A 23,968-nucleotide genomic window follows, 5' to 3' on the forward strand; every position below is an offset into this window, starting at 1 on the left:
TCGACGAGCGGCGCTCTCAGCGCCCGCTCACAACGTCGCCAGCGAGGCGCGGGGGAGAGGGAAGACCTGCACGCCATCGGCGGTTCCGTGCGTCGAGCGGCCAACTCGTCGGGCGAGCGGTACCTCTCCGTGCCGCAGGTAGCGGCCATTCTCGGCACCACCGAGCGATTCCCGCGCCGTCTGATCGAGGAGCGCCGGATCGAGGTCGCTCACTTCGGCCGGCACGTTCGGATAGCCGAGAGCGTCCTGCTCGCCTACATCGAGCGCTGCACCACACCGGCCCGGCCGAGCACTCGGAATCGGAGGTCCGCCTGATGGCTCCCCGCAAGAAGGCGAAGCGCCGCTTCGGCACCACTCGGCAGCTGCCGAGTGGTGCCTGGCAGGCCCGGTACACCGGCAGCGACGGACAGCGCCACAAGGCGCCGCACACCTTCCCGACGAAGACGGCCGCGGAGGAGTGGCTCGTCGAGACCGAGGCTGACCTGCTTCGAGGCGTGTGGATCGACCCCGACGCGGGGCTCATCCCGCTCGAAGAGTACGCGGAGCAGTGGATCGAGGAGCGCGGGCTGGCGGACCGCACCGCCGAGCTCTACCGCGCCTACCTGCGGAACCACATCAGCCCGTACCTCGGTGACGTGATGATCGGCGACCTCAAGCCGCCGCGGGTCCGTAGCTGGCGAGCGACGCTGCTCAACCACACCGGCGAGTCGACCGTCGCCAAGGTCTACAGCCTGCTCCGCGCGATCATGAACACCGCCGAAGACGACGAGCTGATCCGGCGCAACCCGTGCCGGATCCGCGGTGCCGGCCAGGCCCGGACGCCGGAGCGCCCAACGGCGACGCTGCCGGAGGTGTTCGCCATCGCGCACAAGATCCAGCCGCGGTATGAGGCACTCGTGCTGCTGGCGACGTTCGGGCAGCTGCGGTTCGGCGAGCTGATGGCGCTCCGTCGAGCGGACCTGCGAGTGCCGGCCACCGGCTCACCGGTGGTCAAGGTCCGGAGCGCGGTCAGCCAGCTCAACAGCGGCACCCAGATGCTCAAGGCCCCGAAGGGCAGCGAGGCCGGCGTCCGGCCGGTCACGCTCCCCGAGGCCATCGCTCCCGAGCTGCGGAGGCACCTCAAGCACTACGCCGAGCCAGGCGACGACGGTCGGGTGTTCGTCGGCCCGAAGGGAGGCACCGCACGCCGGAGCAACTTCAACCGGATCTGGAAGCGCGCGCTCCGCGAGTCCGGCGCGAACCCCGAACTGCACCTGCACGACCTCCGGCACACCGGCGGCACGCTGAGCGCACAGACCGGCGCAACCGTCCGCGAGGTGATGAAGCGCATGGGCCACTCGACGACCCGGGCCGCGATGATCTACCAGCACGCCACCGACGAGCGGGACGCCAAGATCGCGGAGGCGCTCAACCTCATGATCACCGAGGCGCGCGCCGCCGCCGACGAGGCCGAGAAGGACCCTCCGGCAGCATGATTGGGCACGCGTTGGGCACGACGGCCCGAATTCGGCCCCGAACGACACCGGCCCTGGTCAGCGGAAACCTACCGTTGACCAGGGCCGGAACTGCTCGGAGCGGGTGACGAGAATCGAACTCGCGTAGCCAGTTTGGAAGACTGGGGCTCTACCATTGAGCTACACCCGCAGGTACCGCCGGAGCGGCCTGGCCCATAGTAACGGCATTGGTCGGGCGGCACGCCACCGACTTACCCCGGGCCAACGAGCCGTGGCTCACCGCAACGGCCTACACTGGCGGCGCAGTGCCGCGGGGTGTGGCGCAGTTTGGTAGCGCACTCGCTTTGGGAGCGAGGGGCCGTGGGTTCAAATCCCGCCACCCCGACTGGTGTTTGGGCAGTTCGGAGGCCCTTCGCGGTAGTCGAGCGAGGGGCCTCGGCCGTGAATGTCAGCAAACGCGGGCGGATCTCGCTGGATGAGTGCGGATCTGCGTGGTTTTGAACGGCCATCCGTTTTCGGTAGCGATGCGCCATCCGAGGTGCGGAAGGCTAGTGGCGCTCGCGGTCCAGGCCAGGGAATTAGACGAACTTCGTGTGCGGGCCGGAAGCCAGAAGCCGTCGACGACAGGCCGTACAGTGCTGTGGTGAGTTCGGATCCCGTGGGACGTTCGATGCGGGTGAAAGTGTCAGGGGACCTCTACCATCCGGTGGTGCCGCCGAATGCGGTCTATGTAGGACGTCAAGGCTTCGGGCTGCGACGCTCGCCCTGGGCCAATCCCTATGGCGCTCGCGCGCACGGCCGTAGGGAAGCGCTGCGGCTCTACCGTCAGTGGCTGCGCGACCGGCCCGAGTTGATCGAACGGGCGCGACGTGAGTTATCGGGCCGCGCACTGGCGTGCTGGTGCCCGTTGGACGTCGACTGTCACGCTGATGTCCTGCTCGACGTCATCGGTTGTCCCGCAGCCGGTGCCGGCTGGTAGGTCGACCCGGGGCGTAGACGCCGCCGATGCTGAAGGTTTGTGGTCGTGCGGCTTGATTGCCGACGTAGAAGGCGACGTCACGGTCGGCAGAGCACAGCTGGTCGAGAAATTTGGTACGCAGCTGGTCGGCGGCCTCGGCGTCGGTCTGCCCGCTGAGGCGGCGTTGTAACGCGACGAACTCCCAGTCGAGCAGGCTCTGTTTATGGCCGTGGCAGCGTCGATCGGCGCACCGGTACCGGTATGAGCCGGTGAACCGCGGGGCTTGCAATGGTGTGCGGTGATGATCGTCGAGTATGTCGAGCTGGCTCAGGTAGCCGTTGATCTTGGCTTGTTGTTCGGGAGTCCAGCCCCGGTGTCGGGCAATGGTCATGCCGCTGATGTCGTGGGCGCGGACGAGTGCAATCGAAGGGGCGTCGGGCGCCTCGCGTGTCTGCTCGATGAGGCGGCACATCGAGTCCTCGACGTACGGGTCGAGGTACCCGCGCCGGGCGGAGCCGGGGCTGAGATGGTGCTCGGGCCGGACGGTACCGACGATGGGCCGCCAGCTCTCCGGACGCCTATCCTGGTTGGCCGGAAGCGCGTCGACAGTGACGATGTCGTACTTGCGGAACTTGTTGACGTCGTCGAGGTCACGAAAGTGGATGGGGTACAGGCGGATCCAGCTGCGCCGACCCGGATCCACGCTCAAGGCGCCCACGCATACGGTCTCGCCGTGTCTGGCTGAGGGGTTGGGCGCCGCCTTGACGGTGATCAACAGGCGCAACGTCGCTATCTTGCCGGCCTTCGGTTGAGGGCTGCGTTGGTCGTCCGGGCCCCAGAAGGACAGTTGGTTCATGCCACCACCCACACGAAGAGTGTTTACATGATGACTCCTAGCTAGTATTGCTGACGGTCGTTCTTCATGAGGGCGAGATAGCTGGCCTTCCCAGAACTCGGCCACTTCGACGCGGCTGTCCGCTACCTGACCGCGTTCCTGCAGGACGACGATCCTGGCGACCAACCTGGCCGGGCCGCCACGATCCGCCTTGCCACCGTGCTTGACGCCGCCAGTCGGCACGCCGAAGCGCGAACCGCTGAGCTGGTCCTCCTGGCCGTGCGCGGGCCGGAGCCGGTGCACGTCACCGCGCTCGACCGCATGACCGCCCGGATCCGGCTCGAGCGTGAGGTGACGGGTCAACCTCAGGGTGTTCAGCTGGCCAGTGAATCGACGGGCTGGCCGGTGACGTCGGCGATGAGGTCGAAGTCCTTGTCGACGGCGAGAACCGTCAGGCCCGCCTTCTCGGCCGTCGCCGCAATCAGTAGATCGGGGATGGATGGCGCGCGGTGCTGACCTCGATCGGCGAGAATCATCTGCACTTCGAAGGCGCGGTCTTCGATTGTGGGTGTGAGGTGCTCGACCGGCATCAACGCCAGTGGCGGGACTGCGAATTGTCCGCGGCCGGCATCGCCCGAGCGGGCAGAGAATCCGAGTTCGAGCCGTGTGATCGTGGAGAGCCGTACCAGTCCGCGGCTGATTCGGCTGCTCCACTCATCACGGTCGGTCGTCTGTCCCAGTTGCAGACGGACGTAGGCGGACTTGTCGATCAGCCAACTGGTTACCGCCATGCTGCGTCCATCACCGCTGGGTCGGCGAGGTCGGCGAAAACCTCAGCGGAGCGTTGCCAGTCTTCGGCGGAGACCGTCTGCTGGGCGGAGGGAGCGATGTCTTCCTCGAACCTGCGACGCAGGTACTCGTTACGAGAGAGCCCGAGGTTGGAAGCCGCTGCGTCGATGCGGTCGATGGCTTCCTGGGTCAAGTCGCGGATAAGGATGTTTGGCATGGCGTACCTCCGAACCGGCTCGTGATATCACGATATCACGCTGCTGGTTCGCGGTGTCGTCTAGCGCCGCCGGTGGGGCGTGGCTTTCGGCTGACTCCGGCCACCCCGACTGGATTTCCGGCTGTTCACGGCGCGTGGGCGTTCCGGGTCACGAACCCGCGACCTCCCATCGGGCCAGGTCGGCGGCGGCCGTGTACGTCGTGCGCAGGAATTCCAGCAGGGTCGCTTCCGGGTCGGCGGCGTCGGCCACCGTCTCGTACGGCAGCACGCACTCGTTCAGCTTCTCGTCGTAGTACGCCTTCGTGCGCTCCCCGTAACCCGGCGGCTCCGGGTACGCGTAGGCGTAGAACGCGCCCTCCGCGCCCCCTCCGGGCCAGAAGCCGAAGCTCGCCAGCTCGTGCGAGTAGCCCTCGTGCATCACCGACGGCGGGCAGTTGGGTGCGCCCCCGGGGTGCGGCGGGGCGATGCGGCCGGAGAAGCGGGTGTAGGCCAGGTCCATCGCGCCCCAGAAGAAGTGGACCGGGCTGGCCTTGCCGACGAACTCGGAGCGGAACCGGGTCAGGACGCGGTCGGCGTGCAGCAGTTGCTGCCAGAACCGATGGGCGGCCGCGCCGTCGTACGCGGTGTGCTGCGTGTCCTCGGCGAACGGGATCGCGAGTTCGACCTCGTTGGGTGCGGGGTGGATGCGTGGGCGCAGCCCGAGCGCGGCCAGCGCGTCGAGGGTTTCGCCGTAGAAGGTGGCGACCGACTTCGGTTCGAGGCGGACGTCGCGCGCGCCGCCGTCGCTGGTGCGTACGTGGAGCTGGTGGTCGACGAAGTCGAACTCGAGCTCGAAGACGCCGTCGGGGTGGGGCACGGCGGAGGTGGTGAGGCCGCGGGCGCTGGGGTAGAGCGTCACGTGCCACCAGTGGTTGACCGGCGGTGCGTACGCCATCCGGATCTTGCCGACGATCTGCGTCCACAGGTGCAGCGTGTCGCGGGTGTCGGCCCAGTCGGCGACGCGCAGCCGCGGCCAGGGACGGGCGATCGGTTCAGAGGTCACATCGGTCCCTTCGGCAGGCCGGCCGAGCGCAGGCACCCGGATCACCACCGTAACCGTCACCGGTCCATCGGCCTGCCGGGTGCGGCCCCGGCGATACTGACCGGGTGATCAACGAGCACTGGCCGCTCTACGACCTGCGCATCACGACGCCGCGCCTGGAGCTCCGGCTCCCCACCCCGGACGACCTCGCGGCACTCGCGACCCTCTCCGCCGGCCCGATCCACGATCCGGCCCGGCAGCCGTTCGCCTCCGAGTGGACCGACGCGCCCCCGGCCGAGCGCAGCCGCTCCACCGTCCAGCACCACTGGAGGTCACTCGCCGACTGGACGCCGGAGAAGTGGACCCTGCAACTGGTCACCGTCGCCGACGGCACGGTGATCGGCACCCAGGCGATCGGCGGCGACGACTTCGCCGTCCTCCGTGAGGTCCACACCGGATCGTGGCTCGGCCGGCGCTACCAGGGGCGTGGCTTCGGCGTCGAGATGCGTGCCGCCGTGCTGCACCTGGCCTTCCACGGTCTCGGCGCCCGCGCGGCGGTGACCGGCGCGGTCACCGACAACCCGGCCTCGCTGGGCGTCTCGCGCCGGCTGGGGTACGCCCCGAACGGGACGGTCAGCCGGTCGATCCGGGGCGAGCCGGCCGTCGAGCAGCGGTTCCGGCTCGAGCGGGCCGGCTGGCGTTCCCCGATCGAGCCGATCACGCTCACCGGCCTCGAGCCCGGCCTGGCGTTGTTCGGAATTCAGGCCTCGAACGTCGCCGCCAGTGACCACCCGGCGCCCGGGGTGTAGAGGCGGCACGACGCGTCCAGCGACGAGTACGTCAACACCCGGCCGTCGCCCAACGCCCACGCGACGTCGCCGGCGGCACCGTCCAGCGACGTCCACGCCGTCCCGTCGAACGACCACACGCCGTCCGGGCTCGTGACGAACCGGCCACCGACCAGCCGCCCCGGCGGGCCGGCCGCCCCCACCGGCCGCCACGTCAGCGCGCCGTCCACCAGTGACCCCAGGAGCGTCGAGTCGGCGGTGGTCACGAGCAGGCCACCCGACGTCACCCCGAGCGCCCGGCCGGCGGATTCGCCCACCACCGACCACTCGAACTCCCCGGACGCGCCCAGCTTCGCGCACCACCACTCGCCCTGGTCGGCGACCAGCAGCTCGGCGACGCCGTCCGCGTCGACGTCGCCGACGAGCAGCGTCGAGATGTCCGCGGTGAACCCTTCGGTGTTGCCGGCGTAGCTCCACTCCGACGAGCCCAGCCACCACGAGTTGTCGGTGGGGTAGTAGGTCAGGACCTCGTCGGGGCCACCGGGACGGAACCGCCCCACCCAGGACTGCGGGCCGAGCACCCGCGCGGTCACCGGCGACCAGCTCAACCGCCCCTCGACCAGCCGCCCGATCCGCCCGCCGGCCGCGTCGAGCACCTCGTCGAGGCCGTCGCCGTCGAAGTCGCCCACCGGGCCGGGCCCGCCGTGGCCGACCTCCGTCCAGGTCAGCGCACCGGTGGCGAGCGACCCGAGGTGGTACGTGCCGCGGCTGCGCAGGTGGTACAGGACGCCGAAGGACCCCACCCAGGTGTTCGCGTCGGACGGCTCGAGCGACGAGTACAGCTCCCGGATCGCCGCCCGGTCGCCGGCCGACAGCGCCTCGCGCTGCCCGATCTCCGCCCCGTCGAGGAGCGGCACGATCGTCGGCTCACCGTTGATCGAGAACGAGACCGCCGGGTAATGCATGATCGACCCGTAGTCGTACGGCCCGACGTCGTCGCCGTCGGTGATGTGCTGGTCGAAGTTGTGTTTCTGGCCCGGATCGATGTTGTCCCAGACGATGCGGACGAACTCGTCGCGGTCCTCGCGGCTCTGCTCGTGCCAGAGCCCGGCGGTGTGCCCGAGCTCGTGCGTGGCCTGACCGAAGAAGCACCCGGTGCCCAGGTCCAGCGTCTGCATCCCGCCCTGCCGCCCGACCGACGACGTGCACCCGCCGCCGGGTACGAACCTGACGTAGTCGTCCTCGCCGTCCCGGGGGACGACCGCCAGCCGGGTGCGGGTGTTCCAGTGTTCGACCGCGGCCTCCACCGCGGAGCGCTGTTCCTCGGGTAACGCCGGATCGATCTCGTACGGGATCACCCCGTCGGGCCAGCGGAAGCTCTCGCCCGGAACGGCCACCGCGGACCGCGCCGACACCTCCGGCACCGGGCCGAGCACGATGTCGCCCTCGAAGATCGCGCGCCCGTCCCGGACGCTGAACACGACCCGGCGGGCACCGAAGGTCTGCCCGTACACATATCCCACGCCGGTCTCCGACATGGACACATCAATACACGCTGCACCCGCCGTCGACGACGGCTTCGTTCCCGGTGTGGAAAACCATTGTGGAACTGACGGGAGCGGTCCGGAAACGCCGTACAGTGGCGTCGCCCCGGCGATGGGAGTCCGCACCATGGCGACGACGTCTCGGGCCGGTCGGGCCACCGCGCCGCTCGGGCAGGAGCCCTGGCCGCCGCGCGCCCGGCTGATCGTGTTCCTGCTGGCCCTCTACGCCATGCTGGCGTTCGGCGACAAAGCGATCCTCGGCCTGGTCGGCCCGCCGATGATGGCGGACCTGGGGCTCACCAACGCCGAGTTCGGCGCCATCGGCAGCAGCTTCTCGTTGTTGTTCTGCCTCACCGCGATCGTGATCGGCCTGCTGGGCAACCGGGTCTCACCGCGCTGGCTGCTCGCCGGGCTCGCGGTCGTCTGGTCGATCGCGCAGTTGCCGGTCCTGCTCCCGGTCGTCGGGTTCGCCGGCCTCGTCGGCACCCGTGTCCTGCTCGGCGCGGGGGAGGGCCCGGCCGTGCCGCTCGCGTCGCACACGGCGTTCACCTGGGTGCCGATCCGCAGCCGTGCCCTCGCCGCCGCCCTGCTGGCGATCGGCGGCGGTGCCGGCATCGTGGTCGGCGCCCCGCTGCTCATGCTCGCGATCCAGGCCTACGGCTGGCGGGCTCCCTTCGGGATCCTCGGCGTGCTCGGGCTGATCTGGGCGATCGGCTGGCTCGCGGTCGGTGGTACCGGTCCTCATCATTACGCCGCCCCGGGCACCACCGCGGGCAACGGGCCGAGCGGCTCACGCGGAACCCCCGGAACGACGGCCGGCGCCGCGGGCGGGCCGGCCGAACGGGTGCCCTACCGGCGGATCTTCGCGCTCAGCACGTGGTGGGGCGCGGTACTGGCCGGTTTCACCGTGTTCTGGACCCTCGGTCTCGCGCTCACCTGGCTCCCCACCTACCTGGAGGAGCAGGCCGGTTACGACCCGTCCACGGTGAGCCTGCTCGTCGGGCTCCCGAGCATCTTCTCGATCGTCTCGATCCTGGTGGCCGGCCTGGTCGCCGACCGCCTGCTGCGCCGCGGCGTCTCGCGACGCGTCGCCTACGGGGTGGTTCCGGCGGTCGCGATGGTCGCGGGCGGGATCGCGCTGATCGTCATGAGCCGCCTGGGCGCGGGTTGGCCGTTGCTCGCCGCGATGACGGTCGCGTTCTCCACCGGGCCGGCGCTCACCCCGCTCACCAACGCGGCGATCGCCGACGTGTGCCCACCGGCCCAGCGCTCGGGCGTGCTGGCCACCGCCCACGCGCTGGCCACCACCGGCAACGTCGCCGCCCCGTTCGCCAGCGGGCTCGTCGTCGACCTGGCGCCGAGCGAGAGCGCCGGTTTCGCCGCCGCCCTCGGCCTGGCCGGCGTGCTCCTGCTCGCCGGAGCCGCGCTGGCCGCGACCACGATCCGCCCGGACGCCCACGCGGCCCGCCTGCTCGTACCGGGGTAGGACGCTGGGGTGCGGTCGCTGATCGGCGGTCGCATAGACTGCGTAGAGTCAATCCTGCGGTCTATCCGCGTGCGCGTCTTCTGGTGGTGCCCCGTGTCGATCGTCGGCGATTTGTCGCTGCCTCGGTCCTGGGCGGGCCCTACCCTCTGAAACCCACAGAGATTGAACACCTAATTACACCTGCAGCGTTGAGGAGCACACACGTGAAGAGCACCGTCGAGACCTTGAGCCCGACGAGGGTGCGGCTCGCCGTGGAGGTGCCCTTCGAGGAGCTGAAGCCCAACCTCGACGAGGCCTACCGCTCGATCGCCAGCCAGGTCTCGATCCCCGGCTTCCGCAAGGGCAAGGTCCCGCCGCGCCTGATCGACCAGCGGATCGGCCGCGCGGCCGTGCTCGAGGAGACGCTGAACAACGCGATCCCGGCGCACTACTCCTCCGCCGTGCGCGAGCACGACATCAAGGTGATCGGGCGCCCCGACGTCGAGGTCACCGAACTGCAGGACGGCGAGAAGGTCTCGTTCACCGCCGAGGTCGACGTCCGCCCGGAGCTCGCGCTCCCGGACTACTCGACGCTCGAGGTCACCGTCGACGAGGCGGTCGTCTCCGACGAGGACATCGACAACCAGGTCGACAGCCTGCGCCAGCGGTTCTCCACCCTGAAGGGTGTCGAGCGCGAGGTGCGCACCGGCGACTTCGTGCAGCTCGACCTGGTCGCCACGATCGACGGCGAGGCCATCGAGGGCGGCAGCGCCGAGAACGTGTCCTACGAGGTCGGCAGCGGCCAGCTGCTCGAGGGCACCGACGCGGCCATCGAGGGCCACCAGGCCGGCGACGAGGTCACCTTCACCACGACACTGGCCGGTGGCGAGCACGCCGGCCAGGAGGCGGACGTCAAGGTCACGATCCGCACGGTGAAGGAGAAGGAGCTCCCGGAGCTGGACGACGAGTTCGCCCAGACCGCGTCGGAGTTCGACACGCTCGACGAGCTCAAGGACGACGTCCGGAACCGGCTCGGCCGGGTCAAGAAGCTCGAGCAGGCCGTCGCGGCCCGTGACAAGACGCTCGAGGCGCTCCTCGAGGCCGTCGAGGTGCCGATGCCGGAGAAGGTGCTCGCCGACGAGATCGAGTACCGCCGCCACCAGCTCGGCCACGCGCTGGAGAACGCCGGCGTGACGCTGGAGCAGTACCTGGAGAACGAGGGCCAGACGCAGGAGGAGTTCGACGAGCAGCTGGACAAGGACTGCGCTCAGGCCGTCCGCTCCCAGCTCGTGCTCGACGCCGTCGCGGACGCCGAGGAGGTCGGCATCGACGACGGTGAGCTCACCAGCGAGGTCGTCCGGCGCGCCCAGCAGTCCGGCGTCAACCCGCAGCAGTTCGCCGACCAGCTCGTGCAGAACGGCGAGCTCCCGATCGTCGTCGCCGACCTGCGCCGCGGCAAGGCGCTCGGGGTCGTCACCGACCAGGCGAAGATCGTCGACTCGGCCGGCAACCCGGTCGACCTGAAGGCGCTGCAGGACGAGATCAACCCGCCCCAGGCGGACGCCGAGGCCGAGTCGGCTCCGGCTCAGGTCTGATCCTCCGGGCCGTGGTCGTGCGCTCACAGCGAACAGCCCCCCGAGGCCCCGTCAGGCGCCTCGGGGCCGCGTTAGTGTCAGGCGTACGGCCAGCCGCGTAGTTCTGGTCGGCCCAGCGCAAGCAGGCCCCACAGCTCGAAAAGCTTCAGCCCAGCATCACGTTCAAGGCGAAGGCAGGCATCGTGACCCACTTCGACACACCGGCAGCACCCGCGGTCGGCCGCGCGCCGAGCTCGGGCGGCATGGGCTTCGATGACTCGGTGTTCAACCGGCTCCTCAAGGAGCGCATCATCTTCCTCGGCCAGCAGTTCGACGACGAGATGGCCAACCGCATCTGCGCCCAGCTGCTGCTGCTCTCCGCGGAGGACCCCGAGCGCGACATCGCGCTGTACGTCAACTCGCCGGGTGGCAGTGTTTCGTCCGGCATGGCGATTTACGACACCATGCAGTTCATCCCGAACGACGTGGCCACCTACGGCCTCGGCCTGGCCGCGTCGATGGGGCAGTTCATCCTGTGCGCCGGCGCCCGCGGCAAGCGGTACGCCCTCCCGCACACCCGGGTGATGATGCACCAGCCTTCCGGCGGCATCGGTGGTTCGGCCAGCGACATCGCGATCCAGGCCGAGCAGATGCTGTACACGAAGAAGCTGATGCAGGAGCGGATCGCTTTCCACACCGGTCAGAGCGTCGAGCAGATCGAAGCCGACTCCGACCGCGACCGCTGGTTCACCGCTGACGAGGCCAAGGAGTACGGCCTGATCGACGCGGTGCTGCCCACCACTTCCGACGTGGCGGCGACCACCGGCGCTCACTGAGCGCGCAGCCACCGATCCGCCATTTTCTCGTCCGGAGGACCTGAAATGAGTGACCTAAGCTTCCCGGGCTCCGGGTTGTACAACCGCGAAACCGCTCCGCAGGGCCGCTACGTCCTGCCGTCGTTCGTCGAGCGCACGTCGTACGGGATCAAGGAGATGAACCCGTACAACAAGCTGTTCGAGGAGCGCATCATCTTCCTCGGCGTGCAGATCGACGACGCCAGCGCGAACGACGTGATGGCCCAGCTGCTCTGCCTCGAGTCGATGGACCCCGACCGGGACATCTGGATCTACATCAACTCGCCGGGCGGCTCGTTCACCGCGCTGACCGCGATCTACGACACGATGCGGTTCGTCCGCTGCGACATCCAGACGGTGTGCATGGGCCAGGCGGCGTCCGCCGCGGCCGTGCTGCTCGCCGCCGGGACGCCCGGCAAGCGCCTCGCGCTGCCGAACGCCCGCGTGCTGATCCACCAGCCCTACAGCGAGGGCGGCGGCCAGGGCTCGGACATCGAGATCCAGGCCCGTGAGATCTTGCGCATGCGTACGCAGTTGGAACAAATGCTTTCGTCGCACTCCGGCCAGCCGATCGAGAAGGTCCGCAAGGACATCGAGCGGGACAAGATCCTGACGGCGGACGAGGCCAAGGAGTATGGCCTCATCGACCAGGTGCTGGAAAGCCGCAAGAAGATTCCGGTCGCGGCGGGTTGAGAGTCGTAATAAGGCAACGCGCCCTCGCGACCAGGGGTCAGCGAGGGCGCGGAGCATGTACCGTCGAGGAGTCAGTCGGCCGGCGGTCCGGCGAGGACAGGGAGATGGTCGTTCGTGGCACGGATCGGTGACGGCGGAGACCTGCTTAAGTGCTCTTTCTGTGGAAAGTCGCAGAAGCAGGTAAAGAAGCTCATCGCGGGCCCAGGCGTGTACATCTGTGATGAGTGCATCGACCTGTGCAACGAAATCATCGAGGAGGAGCTCTCCGAGTCCTCCGAGCTGAAGTGGGACGAGCTCCCCAAGCCGATCGAGATCTGCGAGTTCCTCGACCAGTACGTGGTCGGTCAGGACTCGGCCAAGAAGGCGCTCGCGGTGGCGGTCTACAACCACTACAAGCGCATCCAGGCCGAGAACACGGGCCACCGCAACGGCGGCCCGGAACCGGTCGAGCTGGCGAAGTCGAACATCCTGCTGATCGGCCCCACCGGCTGCGGCAAGACGCACCTGGCGCAGACGCTGGCCAAGCTGCTCAACGTCCCGTTCGCGATCGCCGACGCCACGGCGCTGACCGAGGCCGGCTACGTCGGTGAGGACGTCGAGAACATCCTGCTGAAGCTGATCCAGGCCGCCGACTACGACGTCAAGCGCGCCGAGACCGGCATCATCTACATCGACGAGGTCGACAAGATCGCTCGTAAGAGCGAGAACCCGTCGATCACGCGTGACGTCTCCGGCGAGGGTGTGCAGCAGGCGCTGCTGAAGATCCTGGAGGGCACCACCGCGAGTGTTCCGCCGCAGGGCGGTCGGAAGCACCCGCACCAGGAGTTCATCCAGATCGACACCACCAACGTGCTGTTCATCGTGGGTGGGGCGTTCGCCGGGCTGGAGAAGATCATCGAGAACCGGGTCGGCAAGAACGGCCTGGGCTTCGCGGCGAACATCATCTCCGCGTCCGAGCGCACCACCGACGACGTGTTCGCCGAGGTCATGCCGGAGGACCTGCTGAAGTTCGGGATGATCCCGGAGTTCGTCGGCCGTCTCCCGGTCATCACCACGGTGCGCAACCTCGACCGGCGCGCGCTGATGCAGATCCTCACCGAGCCACGCAACGCGCTGGTGAAGCAGTACCAGCGCCTCTTCGAGCTCGACGGGGTGGAGCTGGACTTCACCCGGGACGCACTCGAGGCCATCGCTGACCAGGCGATCCTGCGTGGCACCGGGGCCCGTGGCCTCCGGGCGATCATGGAGGAGGTGCTGATGTCGGTGATGTACGAGATCCCGTCGCGTCCCGACGTCGCCCGCGTCGTGATCAGCCGCGAGGTCGTGCTGGAGAAGGTGCTGCCGACGATCGTCCCCCGGGACGTTCCGAAGCGCGAGCGCCGCGAGAAGAGCGCCTAGAAGGTTTCGCCGATCGACCCCCGCCCAGCAGGGCGGGGGTCGATTCGTTTGTCGGGTGCAACCCTCGTCCTGCTTCGCGCGTGTCCTCTCCGACGACGGGGAGGAGGGCCGTGGCCGAGACCGGGCGGGACTTCGGGCGGTTCTACGCCGAGCACTACGCCGGCCTGTGCAAGCAGTTGTACGCCTACCAGGGTGACCATGCCGAGGCCCAGGACCTGGTGCAGGAGGCGTTCACGCGCGCGTGGCTGCGCTGGTCGGTGCTGTCGCGGTACGACGATCCGGCGGCGTGGGTGCGCCGGGTGGCGTGGCGGCTGGCGGTGAGCCGCTGGCGTCGGGCTCGCACGGCGCTGGCGTTCGCACGTCGGCAGCGGGAGCAGTACGCCCCACCGCCGGGCCCCGAGCACGTGACGCTCGTCGCCGCGCTCGCGGTGCTGCCCGAGAAGCAGCGCCGGGCCGTGGTGCTGCACTACGTGGGCGACCTGTCCGTCGCGGAGATCGCGGAGCAGGAGGGTGCGGCGATCGGCACGGTCAAAGCCTGGTTGCACCGTGGCCGTACGGCGCTCGCCGCCCGCCTCGTCGAGGTCGAGGTCGACGTCTACGACGGGAGGTACGACGATGAGCGGGCGTGAGGACCGGGTGGCGGAGCTGTTCGGCGGCCTCCGGCACGACGCGGGGCCGTCGTTCAGTGGTGCGGGTCCGGAGGCCGTCGCGGCCGCGGGGCGGCGTCGGCGGCGTACCCGGCTGGTGGTGCTGGCGGCCGTCGTCGCCGTGGTGACGGCCGGGGGAGTGGCGGTCGTCGGGATCGATCGACCGCAGACCCTGCGTCCGGTACAGCCGCCGACGCCGTCGGTCGCGTCCCCGGCCCCGTCGGGTCCGTCGCCCTCGGGTCCGTCGCCCTCGGGTCAGTCGCCCTCGGGCTCGTCCGAGCCGGCGGCCTCGCTGACTACTACCGACTGGAAGAACGCCGTCCTCGACCTGCCGGTATACGGAGTGTGCTCGGCGGACCGGCTGCGGTTCACGGCCGGAACGGCGATGTTCGAGAGCGGGCAGTGGGGACGGTTGAAGTACCGGATGCTCCCGGACAGTGAGCCGGAGTACGGCGACGTCACGAACGACGGCAGGCCGGACGCGGTGGTGGCGTTCGACTGCGTCGGCACCGGCGAGGGCAGCCGGATCACGGAGTACCAGCCGGCCGTCGCGGTGTATACCGCGAACGCCCGGGGAGGTCCGCAGCTGCTCGGGTTGGTGGCACAGATCAACCCGCAGAGCACGGGTCCCCGTTACTGGATCGAGGACGGCGCGATCGTCGTCGACCACAACGAGGTCAACTCGGCGGACGGTGTGCACACCTACCGCTGGGACGGGAGCCGGTTCACCGAGTCTTGAGCGATCGCTCAAAGCGTGCTTCCATGATTTGAGCAGGTGCTCAAATCGGGAGGTCGACGATGCGGTGGGTCGTGGTTGCGGCGATAGCGCTCGGCATGCTGGTGATCGTGCCGGTGGGGTTGGGGCTGCTCGAGGCGCCCGGTCTCCGGATGCTCCGGAAGGTGTGGCCGCCGGTCGCGATCGTCGGCGCGCTCTCGCTGGCGATGCCGGTGAGCAGTCCCGCGGTCGGGCTCGCCTGTGTCTACGCCGTCGGGACGTTCGTGCTGGCGGGCACGGGGGCGGCTCGGTTCCTGCGGGACCGGTCGTTCGCGCCGGTGGACGTGGCGGCGCTCACCGCGCTGGTGACGCCGGCGGTGGCGGGTGCCTCGCTGGTGGTCGAGCGCGTCGGCGGCACGGTGCTGGGGTTCGGCCCGAAGATCCTGCTTCTCACCGTCGCCCACTTCCACTACGCCGGGTTCGCGGCCGCCCTGGTCGCGGGGCTCGTGGCGCAGGCGACCCGCGCGGCCCCGGCCGCCCGGGCGGCGAAGTTCGCCGCGCTCACCGTGCCGGCGGGCACCCTGCTGGTGTTGATCGGGTTCTTCGCGGGTGAGGTGGTGGAGCTGGCCGGGGCGGCGGTGCTCACCGCCGGGATGTGGGTGGTCGGCGCGCTGACCTGGCGGTTGCGAGCCTCGGTGTCGGACCGGGCGGCGCGGGTCCTGCTCACGATCTCCTCGGTGGTGCTCGTCGTGACGATGCTGCTCGCGCTCGACTGGGCGCTGGGCGAGGCGTTCGGCGTCCCGAAGCTCAGCCTCACCTGGATGGCCGCCACCCACGGCGTCCTGAACGCACTGGGGTTCGGTCTCTGTGCGGTGCTGGCGTTCAGCCGGCTCAGCGTCGCGTCCGCCGATCGAACTCACCCGGTGGCATCGTGACCACCATGTGGACGCGGGCCGCCGACTCGCCGTCGTTGCGGTACCGGTGCGGCACGTCGCCGGGGTAGACCGCGGTGTGGCCGGTCGGGACACGCAGCTCCACGTCGCCGACGACGAGCGTCATCGTGCCGTCCACCACGTGCGCGATCTCGTGCGTGCCCACCGAGTGGTCCTCGGAGACGTGCTCCTCGCCCGGCTCCAGCACCCACTCCCAGAACTCGACGAACTCCGGGTCGTCGAGGCCGGCGAACAGCGTCGCCCGGCCCCCGGACGGGCCTTCCCACAGCACGCGGTAGTCGTCGGGGCCGGTGAGCTGCACCTCCGGCGGCCGCGCCTCCTCCACCAACCGCGCCACGGTGACGCCGAACGCGTCGGCGATGCGCACGAGCGTGCCGATGCTCGGGTTGGTGCGCCCCGCCTCGATCTGCACGAGCATGCCCTTGCTGACGCCGGAGCGGCCGGCCAGCTCGTCCAGTGACCAGCGGCGCCCGGTGCGCAGGCCCCGGACCCGTTCACCCACGAGGAGTGCGATCGCGGGGCGCGCGTCATCCCGAGCTGTGGTCACTATATTGGCCTCTTCGGTCAGTTCAGTGATACAAACGGTGCCATGAACAACGCTACCGGTTGGCCCCGGCGATGATCCCGGTGCTGCTCGCTGCCGGGTCCGCCCTGGTCTACGGCGTCGGCGACTACTGCGGTGGAACCGCAGGCAAGCGCGCACCCGCGGTCGCGGTGACGGTGGTGGCGAAGGTGTCGGCGTTCCCGTTGCTGCTGGTCATCACGCTGCTCCTCGGGGCCGAAACCGCTCCGTCCGCCGCCGACCTGGGGTGGGCGGCGCTGGCCGGTCTGGCCGGCGTCGGCGCGGTCGTCCTGTTCTACAAGGCGATGTCGGCCGGAGCGATGGCGGTCGTGGCCCCGGTCACCGCGGCGGCGTCGGCGGTGCTGCCGGTGATCGTCGGCATCCTGGTCGACGGGTCACCCGGCACCGTGCCGCTGCTCGGCGTCGGGTGCGCGGTCGTGGCGATCGCGCTGGTGAGCGCAGGTGGAGGCCGGCCGGCGCACGTCACGCCCGCACTGGTGGGGCTGGCCGTGGTGGCCGGCGTCGGCTTCGGCCTGTTCTTCGTGCTGCTGGACCGGGTGCACCCCGGCACCGGGCAGTGGCCGCTCGTCGTCGCGCAGGTGGCGGCGATCCTCGCGCTCGTCGTCCTGAGCTCGGTGCGCCGGGAACGGATGTCCGTGCCGCGCGCGGCGCTGCCGTTCGCGCTGGCCGCGGGCGCGTTCGACACGGTCGCCAACGTGCTCTACGTGCTGGCCAACAACAGCGGGCAGCTCGCGCTGGTGGCGCCGCTGGCGTCGCTCTACCCGGCCAGCACGGTCGTGCTCGCGCTGGTGCTCGACCGCGAGAAGGTGCGCGGCTGGCAGCTGCTCGGCCTGGGCCTGGCCGGAACCGCCCTGGCCCTTCTCGCCGCCACCGGTTAAGACTTGAACCATGCGCGTAGCGGTGTGTCAGTTGAACTCACGGGACGACCGGGCGGCGAACCTCGCGGAGGCCCGGCGTCTGCTGGAACGGGCCGCGGCGGCCGGTGCCGACTTCGCCGTACTGCCGGAGTTCGTCGACTACCTGGGGCGCCGTCGCGGCGAACCGGAGCCGGAGACCGTCGACGGTGAGTTCGCGGAGTTCTTCTCCCGCGCCGCGCGCGAACTGAACCTCACCGTGCTGGCCGGGTCGTTCCGCGAACGCGCGGAGGACGGCGAGCGGGCCTACAACACGAGCCTGGTGTTCGACCGGTCCGGCCGGCGCATCGCCGCCTACCGCAAGATCCACCTCTACGACGTGGAGATCCCCGGTCGCGTCTCGTACCACGAGTCGAAGACGATCGCGCCGGGGGAGGAGCTCGTCGTCGCGGACGTCGAGGGCACCCCCGTCGGGCTCTCGATCTGCTACGACCTGCGTTTCCCCGAGCTGTACCGCGCGCTGGCGGTGGCCGGGGCCCGGGTGCTCGTCGTCCCGGCGGCGTTCATGGCCCACACCGGCCGCGACCACTGGGAGGTGCTGTTGCGCGCCCGGGCGATCGAGAACCAGTGCTACGTCGTCGCGGCCGGCCAGATCGGTGACCACGAGCCCGGCCGCACCTGTTTCGGCCGCAGCATGGTGATCGACCCGTGGGGCACTGTCGTCGCCCAGGCGCCCGACGTCGTCGGCGTCGTCACCGCGGATCTGGATCTGGAGCGCCTGGAGGACGTGCGCGCCGAGCTGCCCAGCCTGGCCAACCGGCGGCTGCCGGATCAGGACGGCGTGAAGGTCCAGGTCTCGCCGTCGGCCACCGCCCGATAGCCGATCCGCTCGTAGACGCCGTTGCTCGTCGGGTTGGCCGCGTCGGTGAACAGCAGCACGGTGGCCGCCCCGATGTCGAGCAGGTGCTGGCTGAGTTCGGCGGTCGCGGCCGCCGCGTAACCACGCCGCCGGTGCTCCGGAGGGGTGTAGACGGCGTTGATGCGATAGCTGGCCGCGGCCGGTGGGGCGAAACAGACCATCGTGACCGGCTCGCCACGCACCTCCCAGAGCCAGGCGCGCCCGCCGCTCAGGAAGTAATCCACCCGGCGGGCCGCTTCCCGCTCGGTGAACGGCTCCGGTTCGTCGGAGTGGGCGTCGGCCTCGAAGCCCAGTACGGCCCGGATCAACCAGGGCCGGTAGGTCCAGTCGGCGCGGATGAGCCGCCCGGGAACGTCGGACGGTGGTCGTAACCCGTCGAGGACGAGCAGCTTCGTGGCCATGCCGCGGTGGGCCGAGGCGGTGGTGCGGCTCGTCCACGCGCGGGCCACCGCCGACGGACCGGGCGCCATCCCGGTGACGCCGGGCAGCGTCTCACCGGCCTCGAGCAGGGCGTCGACGAGCGCGGACGCGGCCTCGTCGTCCAGCTCGGGCACGAGCAGCAGGTGCGGTGGGGTCCAGGCCGCGACCCAGGTGGGCGGGGTGCCCGGTGCGGCGCCGATCAGCGCCCACAGCGCGTCGGGCTCGGTGGGCAGAACGCCGTCGGCGCGTTGGCTGACCACCGTGGCCAGGTGGTTGTGGCGGACCGGGTCACGAGCCAGCCAGGACGCGGCGGCCGGCGTGAACGCGGACAGGCCGATCGCCCCGCGGAGCAGTTCACAGCGCACGCCTGACGATGTTAAGGCTGGACCACGGCATTTCCCGGCGAATGGTCGGCCGGACCGGAACAACCTTCGGCCGCGACGCCGATCAGGAACACCGCGACGATGCCGCCGCCGACCGTGAGCATCGCCCGCCGCATCGGCGCGGAGCCCGGGCCACGCATCCGGACCGCGCCGACGACCACCGCGATCAGCACGAGAAGACCGATCAACGGGCCCCACATCGGGGCAATCAAGTCCACGGCACCCAGACTGCCACGTCCGTATCCGGGTGGCGAACGCGCTCGCCGACCGAACTAGGATTCAGTGCGTGACCACACACCCCGACACCCAGGCACCGCCGTCGCCGTCGACCGAGCTGTCGACCAAGTACACGCCGGCGGACGTAGAGGGGCCGCTCTACGAGCGGTGGGTCGAGGCCGGCTACTTCACTCCCGACGCGACGAGCGACAAGCCGCCGTTCACGGTCGTCATCCCGCCCCCCAACGTGACCGGCGTCCTGCACATCGGCCACGCGCTCGACCACACCCTGATCGACACGCTGACGCGGCGCCGTCGGATGCAGGGCTACGAGGTGCTGTGGCTGCCGGGCATGGACCACGCCGGTATCGCCACCCAGAACGTCGTCGAGCGCGAGCTGGCCAAGAACGAGGGCAAGAGCCGCCACGACCTCGGCCGCGAGGAGTTCGTGCGCCGGGTGTGGCAGTGGAAGGACGAGTCCGGGGGCAAGATCGCCGGTCAGATGCGTCGCCTCGGCGACGGCGTCGACTGGACGCGCGACCGGTTCACGATGGACGAGGGACTGTCGAAGTCCGTCCAGACGATCTTCAAGAAGCTCTACGACGACGACCTGATCTACCGCGCCGAGCGCATCATCAACTGGTGCGCCCGCTGCCACACGGCGCTGTCCGACATCGAGGTGGAGCACTCCGACGACGACGGCGAACTCGTCAGCATCCGCTACGGCGACGGCGAGAACGCGATCGTCGTGGCCACCACCCGGGCCGAGACGATGCTCGGTGACACCGCGGTGGCCGTGCACCCCGACGACGAGCGCTACCGGCACCTCGTCGGCACCGAGGTGGAGCTGCCGCTCACCGGTCGGCGCATCCCGATCGTGGCCGACGAGCACGTCGACCCGAGCTTCGGTACCGGCGCGGTGAAGGTGACCCCGGCGCACGACCCGAACGACTTCGAGATCGGCCAGCGCCACGGCCTGCCCAACCTCACGATCATGGACGAGAAGGCCGTGATCACCGCGCACGGTCCGTTCTTCGGGATGGACCGGTTCGAGGCGCGTCCCGCGGTGGTCCGCGCGCTGCGTGAGGACGGACGGATCGTCGCGGAGAAGCGTCCGTACGTGCACGCGGTGGGCCACTGCTCGCGCTGCGACACGGTAGTGGAGCCGCGGCTGTCGCTGCAGTGGTTCGTGAAGGTCGAGACGCTCGCGAAGGAAGCCGGCGACGCCGTGCGCGACGGCCGGGTGGCGATCCACCCGCCGGAGCTGGCGAAGCGGTACTTCGACTGGGTCGACAACATGCACGACTGGTGCATCTCCCGCCAGCTGTGGTGGGGCCACCGAATCCCGGTCTGGTACTCACCCCAGGGCGAGATGGTGTGCGTCGGGCCCGACGAGCAGCCGCCGGGTCCGGAGTGGACCCAGGACTCCGACGTGCTCGACACCTGGTTCTCGTCCGGGCTCTGGCCGTTCTCGACGCTGGGCTGGCCCGACCAGACCGCCGACCTGGCGAAGTTCTATCCCACCAGCGTGCTGGTGACCGGGTACGACATCATCTTCTTCTGGGTCGCCCGGATGATGCTGTTCGGCCTCTACGCGATGGACGGCAAGCAGCCGTTCGACGTGGTGGCGCTGCACGGCCTGGTGCGCGACAAGTACGGCAAGAAGATGTCGAAGTCGCGGGGCAACACCGTCGACCCGCTCGACTGGATGGACGCCTACGGCTCCGACGCGCTGCGCTTCATGCTGGCCCGCGGGGCCAACCCCGGCTCCGACCAGGCGTCCAGCGAGGAGTGGGTGGCCGGCGCCCGCAACTTCTGCAACAAGCTCTGGAACGCCACCCGGTTCGCGCTGCTCAACGGCGCCGACGCGAGCGCCGAGCTGCCCAGCGAGCTCTCCCCGGCCGACCGCTGGATCCTGTCCCGGCTGCACACCGTGCTCGCCGAGGTCGACGACCTCTACGAGCGGTACGAGTTCGCCAAGCTCACCGACCTGCTCTACCACTTCGCGTGGGACGAGGTCTGCGACTGGTACGTGGAGCTGGCCAAGCCGGAGCTGGCGGCCGGCGGCACCAGGGCGCAGACCACCAGGGCGGTGCTCGGGCACGTGCTCGACCGGCTGCTGCGCGTGCTCCACCCGGTGACGCCGTTCGTCACCGAGGCGCTCTGGACCGCGCTGACCGGCAAGGAGTCGGTGGTGATCGCCGAGTGGCCGAAGGCCGAGCTCGGGCGCCGCGACCCCGCCGCCGAGGCCGAGATCGAGGCGCTGCAGCGGGTCGTCACCGAGATCCGGCGCTTCCGCTCCGACCAGGGCCTGAAGCCGACGCAGCGGGTGCCGGCCCGGCTCGACGGGCTGGACGCGCTCGGCGTGGCCGCGCACGAGACGCTCATCCGGTCGTTGTCGCGGCTCGACCCCGCCGGTGAGGACTTCACCGCCACCGGCACCGTGCAGGTGGGGGCCGAGCTCACGGTCAGCTTCGACACTTCGGGCACCATCGACGTCGCCGCCGAGCGGCGTCGGCTGGAGAAGGACCTGGCCGCGGCCGAGAAGGAACGCGCGCAGAACTCCGGAAAGCTCGGCAACGACGCGTTCCTGGCCAAGGCACCGGACGCGGTGGTGGCGAAGGTGCGCGAGCGGCTCACCGCCGCCGAGGCCGATCTGGCCCGCCTCGAAGCCCAACTCGCCGCACTGCCCTCGGCATGAGCAAGAACGACCGGGCCGCGGAGGACGCCGCCGAGCTCGCCCGGGCCGAGGCGGGCCTCAACGCGCGCGGTCCCGGGCGGATGGTGCCCGACCGGGACCGCATCGTCGCGCTGCTCGACCTGCTGGGAAACCCGCAGCGGGCCTACCCGTCGATCCACCTGACCGGCACCAACGGCAAGACGTCGACCTCACGCATGGTCGACAGCCTGCTCAAGGCGTTCGGCCTGCGGGTGGGGCGTTACACCAGCCCGCATCTGGAGTCGGTCACCGAGCGGATCGCGCTGGACGGCGAGCCGATCCCGGGGGGCAAGTTCGCCGCGGCCTACGACGAGGTCGCGCCGATGGCCGACCTGCTCGACGCCAAGAACGCCGATCCCGTCACGTACTTCGAGTTCACCACCGCGATGGCCTTCGCCGCGTTCGCTGACGCGCCGGTGGACGTCGCGGTCGTCGAAGTCGGCCTCGGCGGCCAGTGGGACGCGACGAACGTCCTGGCCGCCGGCGTCGCGGTCGTCACGCCGATCAGCCTCGACCACGCCGCTCTGCTCGGCGGCACGGTCGCGAGCATCGCCACCGAGAAGGCCGGCATCATCCACGGCGACGCGAGCGTGATCACCGCGGTGCAGCCGGCCGACGCGATCGAGCCGCTGCTGTCGCGGGCGGCGTCGGAGGGCGCCTCGGTCGCGCGCGAGGGCGTCGAGTTCGGCGTGCTCGAGCGCACGATCGCCGTCGGGGGCCAGCAACTGCGGCTCAAGGGCCTGGCCGGCGAGTACGGCGAGATCTTCCTGCCGCTCTACGGCGCGCACCAGGCGCAGAACGCGGTCATGGCGCTCGCCGCGGTCGAGGCGTTCCTCGGTGCCGCGCCGGGCCGCGCCCTGGCCGCCGACGCCGTCCGCGAGGGCTTCGCGAACGTGCGCTCGCCCGGGCGTCTCGAGCGGCTGCGCACGTCGCCGACCGTGCTGGTGGACGCCGCCCACAACCCCGCCGGCATGACCGCGACGGTCCAGGCGATGGCCGAGGCGTTCGCGTTCCGCAAGCTCGTGGCCGTCGTCGCGGTGCTCGACGACAAGGACTACCGGGGCATGCTCGAACTGCTCGAGCCGGTGGCCGACGCGATAGTGGTGACCGAGAACTCGTCGCCGCGCCGCCTGAGCGTCGACGAGCTGGCGGCCGCGGCCGTGGAGGTGTTCGGCGCCGACCGCGTCGACGTCGCCTCCCGGCTCGACGACGCGATCGAGTCCGCGGTCACGATCGCCGAGGAGGACGACGACGGCGACGCCCCGCTGGCCGGCGCCGGCGTGCTGGTCACCGGCTCGGTCGTGACGGCCGCCGACGCCCGGAAGCTGCTGGCCCGGTGAGCGGGCCGGACGAGACCCCGGAGCCGACGCCACCGCAGTCGGGGTTGAAGAACCCCGGCGCCGCGGTCCGCGGGGTCGGCTCGGCGGCGCTGCTGCTGGAGTTCCTCGTGCTGCTGCTGGCGATCCAGCCGCTGCGGACGCTGCTGCCGGACGCCTCCGGTGCGGCCGCGGCCCTGGCCCTGGCGCTCGGGGTGCTGTGCCTGGCCGCGGCCGGTCTGCTGCGTCGCGACTGGGCGTGGAATGCGGTGATCGGTCTGCAGGTTGTGATCGTCGCGACCGGCATCGTTCATTGGATGCTCGGCGTCGTCGGGGGCATATTCCTCTTGGTGTGGATCTATGTCCTCAACGTCCGGAAAAGCGTTCTGGGTGACCGCTCGTAAAGAGTCACCTTGAGTACATGAGTCATTAACTGAAAGTAATTGAATCAGTCGGTTCTCCGAAGCAACTTCCTCGCTGTTCACAGCGTCTATTGGGTGTGTCCTACACCGACCCGATAGCGGGCGCAGTATGTCGCCTCTGTAGCGGTTCCAATCCGTACCGTGACGGATGACCGTTCCGCAGAGTGAATGCAGGGCAACACTCCGGTGTCCGGTCCGCGCTCTCGCCTGTAGCGCTGACCTGGCAGAATA

26 protein-coding genes and 2 tRNA genes are annotated in these 23,968 nt (G+C 70.1%); 18 read left to right on the top strand and 10 right to left on the bottom strand.

Going from position 1 to position 23,968, the window contains the following annotated elements; all coding sequences use genetic code 11:
- Positions 1-27: 27 nt before the first annotated feature.
- On the bottom strand, positions 28-213 hold the full coding sequence (locus ABD437_RS23030; RefSeq protein WP_344651021.1) for a hypothetical protein: 186 nt from the start codon (positions 211-213) through the stop codon (positions 28-30).
- Here ABD437_RS23030 and ABD437_RS23035 point away from each other — a divergent pair.
- Positions 130-315, top strand: coding sequence for a helix-turn-helix domain-containing protein (locus ABD437_RS23035; RefSeq protein ID WP_344651014.1), 186 nt, complete (start codon positions 130-132; stop codon positions 313-315). The two genes, ABD437_RS23030 and ABD437_RS23035, sit on opposite strands and share 84 nt — an antisense overlap.
- A complete protein-coding gene (locus tag ABD437_RS23040) occupies positions 315-1,475 on the top strand; it encodes a tyrosine-type recombinase/integrase (protein ID WP_344650973.1) in 1,161 nt (386 codons plus the stop codon). The genes ABD437_RS23035 and ABD437_RS23040 overlap by 1 nt, the downstream gene beginning before the upstream one ends.
- A 98-nt stretch (positions 1,476-1,573) precedes the next feature.
- Here ABD437_RS23040 and ABD437_RS23045 read toward each other — a convergent pair.
- Positions 1,574-1,644 (bottom strand) — tRNA-Gly (locus ABD437_RS23045).
- A 121-nt stretch (positions 1,645-1,765) separates the two neighbouring features.
- On the opposite strand from ABD437_RS23045, the gene ABD437_RS23050 reads away from it, so the two are divergent.
- Both ABD437_RS23050 and ABD437_RS23055 read left to right on the top strand, forming a co-directional pair.
- A tRNA-Pro gene (locus ABD437_RS23050) sits at positions 1,766-1,839 on the top strand.
- 285 nt (positions 1,840-2,124) lie between these two features.
- Positions 2,125-2,433 (top strand): DUF4326 domain-containing protein, encoded by a 309-nt coding sequence (locus tag ABD437_RS23055; RefSeq protein WP_344651015.1) that lies wholly within the window; start codon positions 2,125-2,127, stop codon positions 2,431-2,433.
- Here ABD437_RS23055 and ABD437_RS23060 read toward each other — a convergent pair.
- The 4 genes from ABD437_RS23060 to ABD437_RS23075 all read right to left on the bottom strand — a co-directional run bounded on the left by ABD437_RS23060 (position 2,399) and on the right by ABD437_RS23075 (position 5,295).
- Entirely contained in the window at positions 2,399-3,610 is a 1,212-nt protein-coding gene (locus ABD437_RS23060) for a hypothetical protein (RefSeq protein WP_344650974.1), read from the bottom strand. The two genes, ABD437_RS23055 and ABD437_RS23060, sit on opposite strands and share 35 nt — an antisense overlap.
- 11 nt (positions 3,611-3,621) lie before the next feature.
- Positions 3,622-4,038, bottom strand: coding sequence for a PIN domain nuclease (locus ABD437_RS23065; RefSeq protein WP_344650975.1), 417 nt, complete (start codon positions 4,036-4,038; stop codon positions 3,622-3,624).
- On the bottom strand, positions 4,029-4,253 hold the full coding sequence (gene vapB / locus ABD437_RS23070) for a type II toxin-antitoxin system VapB family antitoxin (RefSeq protein ID WP_344650976.1): 225 nt from the start codon (positions 4,251-4,253) through the stop codon (positions 4,029-4,031). Before vapB ends, ABD437_RS23065 begins: the two co-directional genes overlap by 10 nt.
- A 148-nt stretch (positions 4,254-4,401) precedes the next feature.
- Entirely contained in the window at positions 4,402-5,295 is an 894-nt protein-coding gene (locus tag ABD437_RS23075) for a DUF5996 family protein (protein ID WP_344650977.1), read from the bottom strand.
- A gap of 104 nt (positions 5,296-5,399) precedes the next feature.
- On the opposite strand from ABD437_RS23075, the gene ABD437_RS23080 reads away from it, so the two are divergent.
- Positions 5,400-6,083 (top strand): GNAT family N-acetyltransferase, encoded by a 684-nt coding sequence (locus ABD437_RS23080; RefSeq protein WP_344650978.1) that lies wholly within the window; start codon positions 5,400-5,402, stop codon positions 6,081-6,083.
- On the opposite strand, the gene ABD437_RS23085 is transcribed toward ABD437_RS23080, so the two are convergent.
- A complete protein-coding gene (locus ABD437_RS23085) occupies positions 6,035-7,600 on the bottom strand; it encodes a M12 family metallopeptidase (RefSeq protein WP_344650979.1) in 1,566 nt (521 codons plus the stop codon). The two genes, ABD437_RS23080 and ABD437_RS23085, sit on opposite strands and share 49 nt — an antisense overlap.
- 133 nt (positions 7,601-7,733) lie before the next feature.
- On the opposite strand from ABD437_RS23085, the gene ABD437_RS23090 reads away from it, so the two are divergent.
- The 8 genes from ABD437_RS23090 (at position 7,734) to ABD437_RS23125 (ending at position 15,887) form a co-directional block, all read left to right on the top strand.
- Positions 7,734-9,092, top strand: a complete 1,359-nt coding sequence (locus tag ABD437_RS23090) for an MFS transporter (RefSeq protein ID WP_344650980.1) — start codon at positions 7,734-7,736, stop codon at positions 9,090-9,092.
- Positions 9,093-9,295: 203 nt separating this feature from the next.
- The gene (tig, locus tag ABD437_RS23095; RefSeq protein ID WP_344650981.1) at positions 9,296-10,666 is read left to right on the top strand and encodes a trigger factor; all 1,371 of its coding nucleotides are present in this window, start codon (positions 9,296-9,298) and stop codon (positions 10,664-10,666) included.
- Positions 10,667-10,908: 242 nt separating this feature from the next.
- Complete coding sequence (locus ABD437_RS23100) at positions 10,909-11,481, top strand: ATP-dependent Clp protease proteolytic subunit (RefSeq protein ID WP_344651016.1); 573 nt, start codon at positions 10,909-10,911, stop codon at positions 11,479-11,481.
- A gap of 45 nt (positions 11,482-11,526) precedes the next feature.
- Entirely contained in the window at positions 11,527-12,192 is a 666-nt protein-coding gene (locus ABD437_RS23105; protein ID WP_344650982.1) for an ATP-dependent Clp protease proteolytic subunit, read from the top strand.
- Between the two features lie 114 nt (positions 12,193-12,306).
- Complete coding sequence (clpX, locus tag ABD437_RS23110) at positions 12,307-13,590, top strand: ATP-dependent Clp protease ATP-binding subunit ClpX (protein WP_344650983.1); 1,284 nt, start codon at positions 12,307-12,309, stop codon at positions 13,588-13,590.
- A 110-nt stretch (positions 13,591-13,700) separates the two neighbouring features.
- Positions 13,701-14,219 (top strand): SigE family RNA polymerase sigma factor, encoded by a 519-nt coding sequence (locus ABD437_RS23115; protein ID WP_344650984.1) that lies wholly within the window; start codon positions 13,701-13,703, stop codon positions 14,217-14,219.
- Positions 14,206-14,976: a hypothetical protein gene (locus ABD437_RS23120; RefSeq protein WP_344650985.1), complete on the top strand. Its 771-nt coding sequence runs from the start codon at positions 14,206-14,208 to the stop codon at positions 14,974-14,976. Before ABD437_RS23115 ends, ABD437_RS23120 begins: the two co-directional genes overlap by 14 nt.
- A 59-nt stretch (positions 14,977-15,035) precedes the next feature.
- The gene (locus ABD437_RS23125) at positions 15,036-15,887 is read left to right on the top strand and encodes a YndJ family protein (RefSeq protein ID WP_344650986.1); all 852 of its coding nucleotides are present in this window, start codon (positions 15,036-15,038) and stop codon (positions 15,885-15,887) included.
- Here ABD437_RS23125 and ABD437_RS23130 read toward each other — a convergent pair.
- Entirely contained in the window at positions 15,844-16,407 is a 564-nt protein-coding gene (locus ABD437_RS23130) for a helix-turn-helix domain-containing protein (protein ID WP_344650987.1), read from the bottom strand. The two genes, ABD437_RS23125 and ABD437_RS23130, sit on opposite strands and share 44 nt — an antisense overlap.
- 125 nt (positions 16,408-16,532) lie before the next feature.
- Between ABD437_RS23130 and ABD437_RS23135 the strand changes: the two genes are divergently transcribed.
- Positions 16,533-17,366 (top strand): EamA family transporter, encoded by an 834-nt coding sequence (locus tag ABD437_RS23135; RefSeq protein ID WP_344650988.1) that lies wholly within the window; start codon positions 16,533-16,535, stop codon positions 17,364-17,366.
- 10 nt (positions 17,367-17,376) lie between these two features.
- A complete protein-coding gene (locus tag ABD437_RS23140; protein ID WP_344650989.1) occupies positions 17,377-18,222 on the top strand; it encodes a carbon-nitrogen hydrolase family protein in 846 nt (281 codons plus the stop codon).
- On the opposite strand, the gene ABD437_RS23145 is transcribed toward ABD437_RS23140, so the two are convergent.
- Positions 18,174-19,046 (bottom strand): GNAT family N-acetyltransferase, encoded by an 873-nt coding sequence (locus ABD437_RS23145; protein ID WP_344650990.1) that lies wholly within the window; start codon positions 19,044-19,046, stop codon positions 18,174-18,176. The two genes, ABD437_RS23140 and ABD437_RS23145, sit on opposite strands and share 49 nt — an antisense overlap.
- An 11-nt stretch (positions 19,047-19,057) precedes the next feature.
- Entirely contained in the window at positions 19,058-19,282 is a 225-nt protein-coding gene (locus ABD437_RS23150) for a hypothetical protein (protein ID WP_035849228.1), read from the bottom strand.
- Positions 19,283-19,350: 68 nt separating this feature from the next.
- Here ABD437_RS23150 and ABD437_RS23155 point away from each other — a divergent pair, with 68 nt between their 5' ends.
- Genes ABD437_RS23155 through ABD437_RS23165 form a run of 3 tightly spaced genes read left to right on the top strand, consistent with a single transcriptional unit; the run spans position 19,351 to position 23,719 of the window.
- The gene (locus tag ABD437_RS23155) at positions 19,351-21,981 is read left to right on the top strand and encodes a valine--tRNA ligase (RefSeq protein ID WP_344650991.1); all 2,631 of its coding nucleotides are present in this window, start codon (positions 19,351-19,353) and stop codon (positions 21,979-21,981) included.
- The gene (locus ABD437_RS23160; protein ID WP_425558213.1) at positions 21,978-23,339 is read left to right on the top strand and encodes a bifunctional folylpolyglutamate synthase/dihydrofolate synthase; all 1,362 of its coding nucleotides are present in this window, start codon (positions 21,978-21,980) and stop codon (positions 23,337-23,339) included. Before ABD437_RS23155 ends, ABD437_RS23160 begins: the two co-directional genes overlap by 4 nt.
- Positions 23,336-23,719, top strand: a complete 384-nt coding sequence (locus tag ABD437_RS23165; protein WP_344650992.1) for a DUF4233 domain-containing protein — start codon at positions 23,336-23,338, stop codon at positions 23,717-23,719. Before ABD437_RS23160 ends, ABD437_RS23165 begins: the two co-directional genes overlap by 4 nt.
- Positions 23,720-23,968 lie beyond the last annotated feature (249 nt).

This window comes from Cryptosporangium japonicum (genome assembly GCF_039524755.1).
GTDB lineage: Bacteria > Actinomycetota > Actinomycetes > Mycobacteriales > Cryptosporangiaceae > Cryptosporangium > Cryptosporangium japonicum.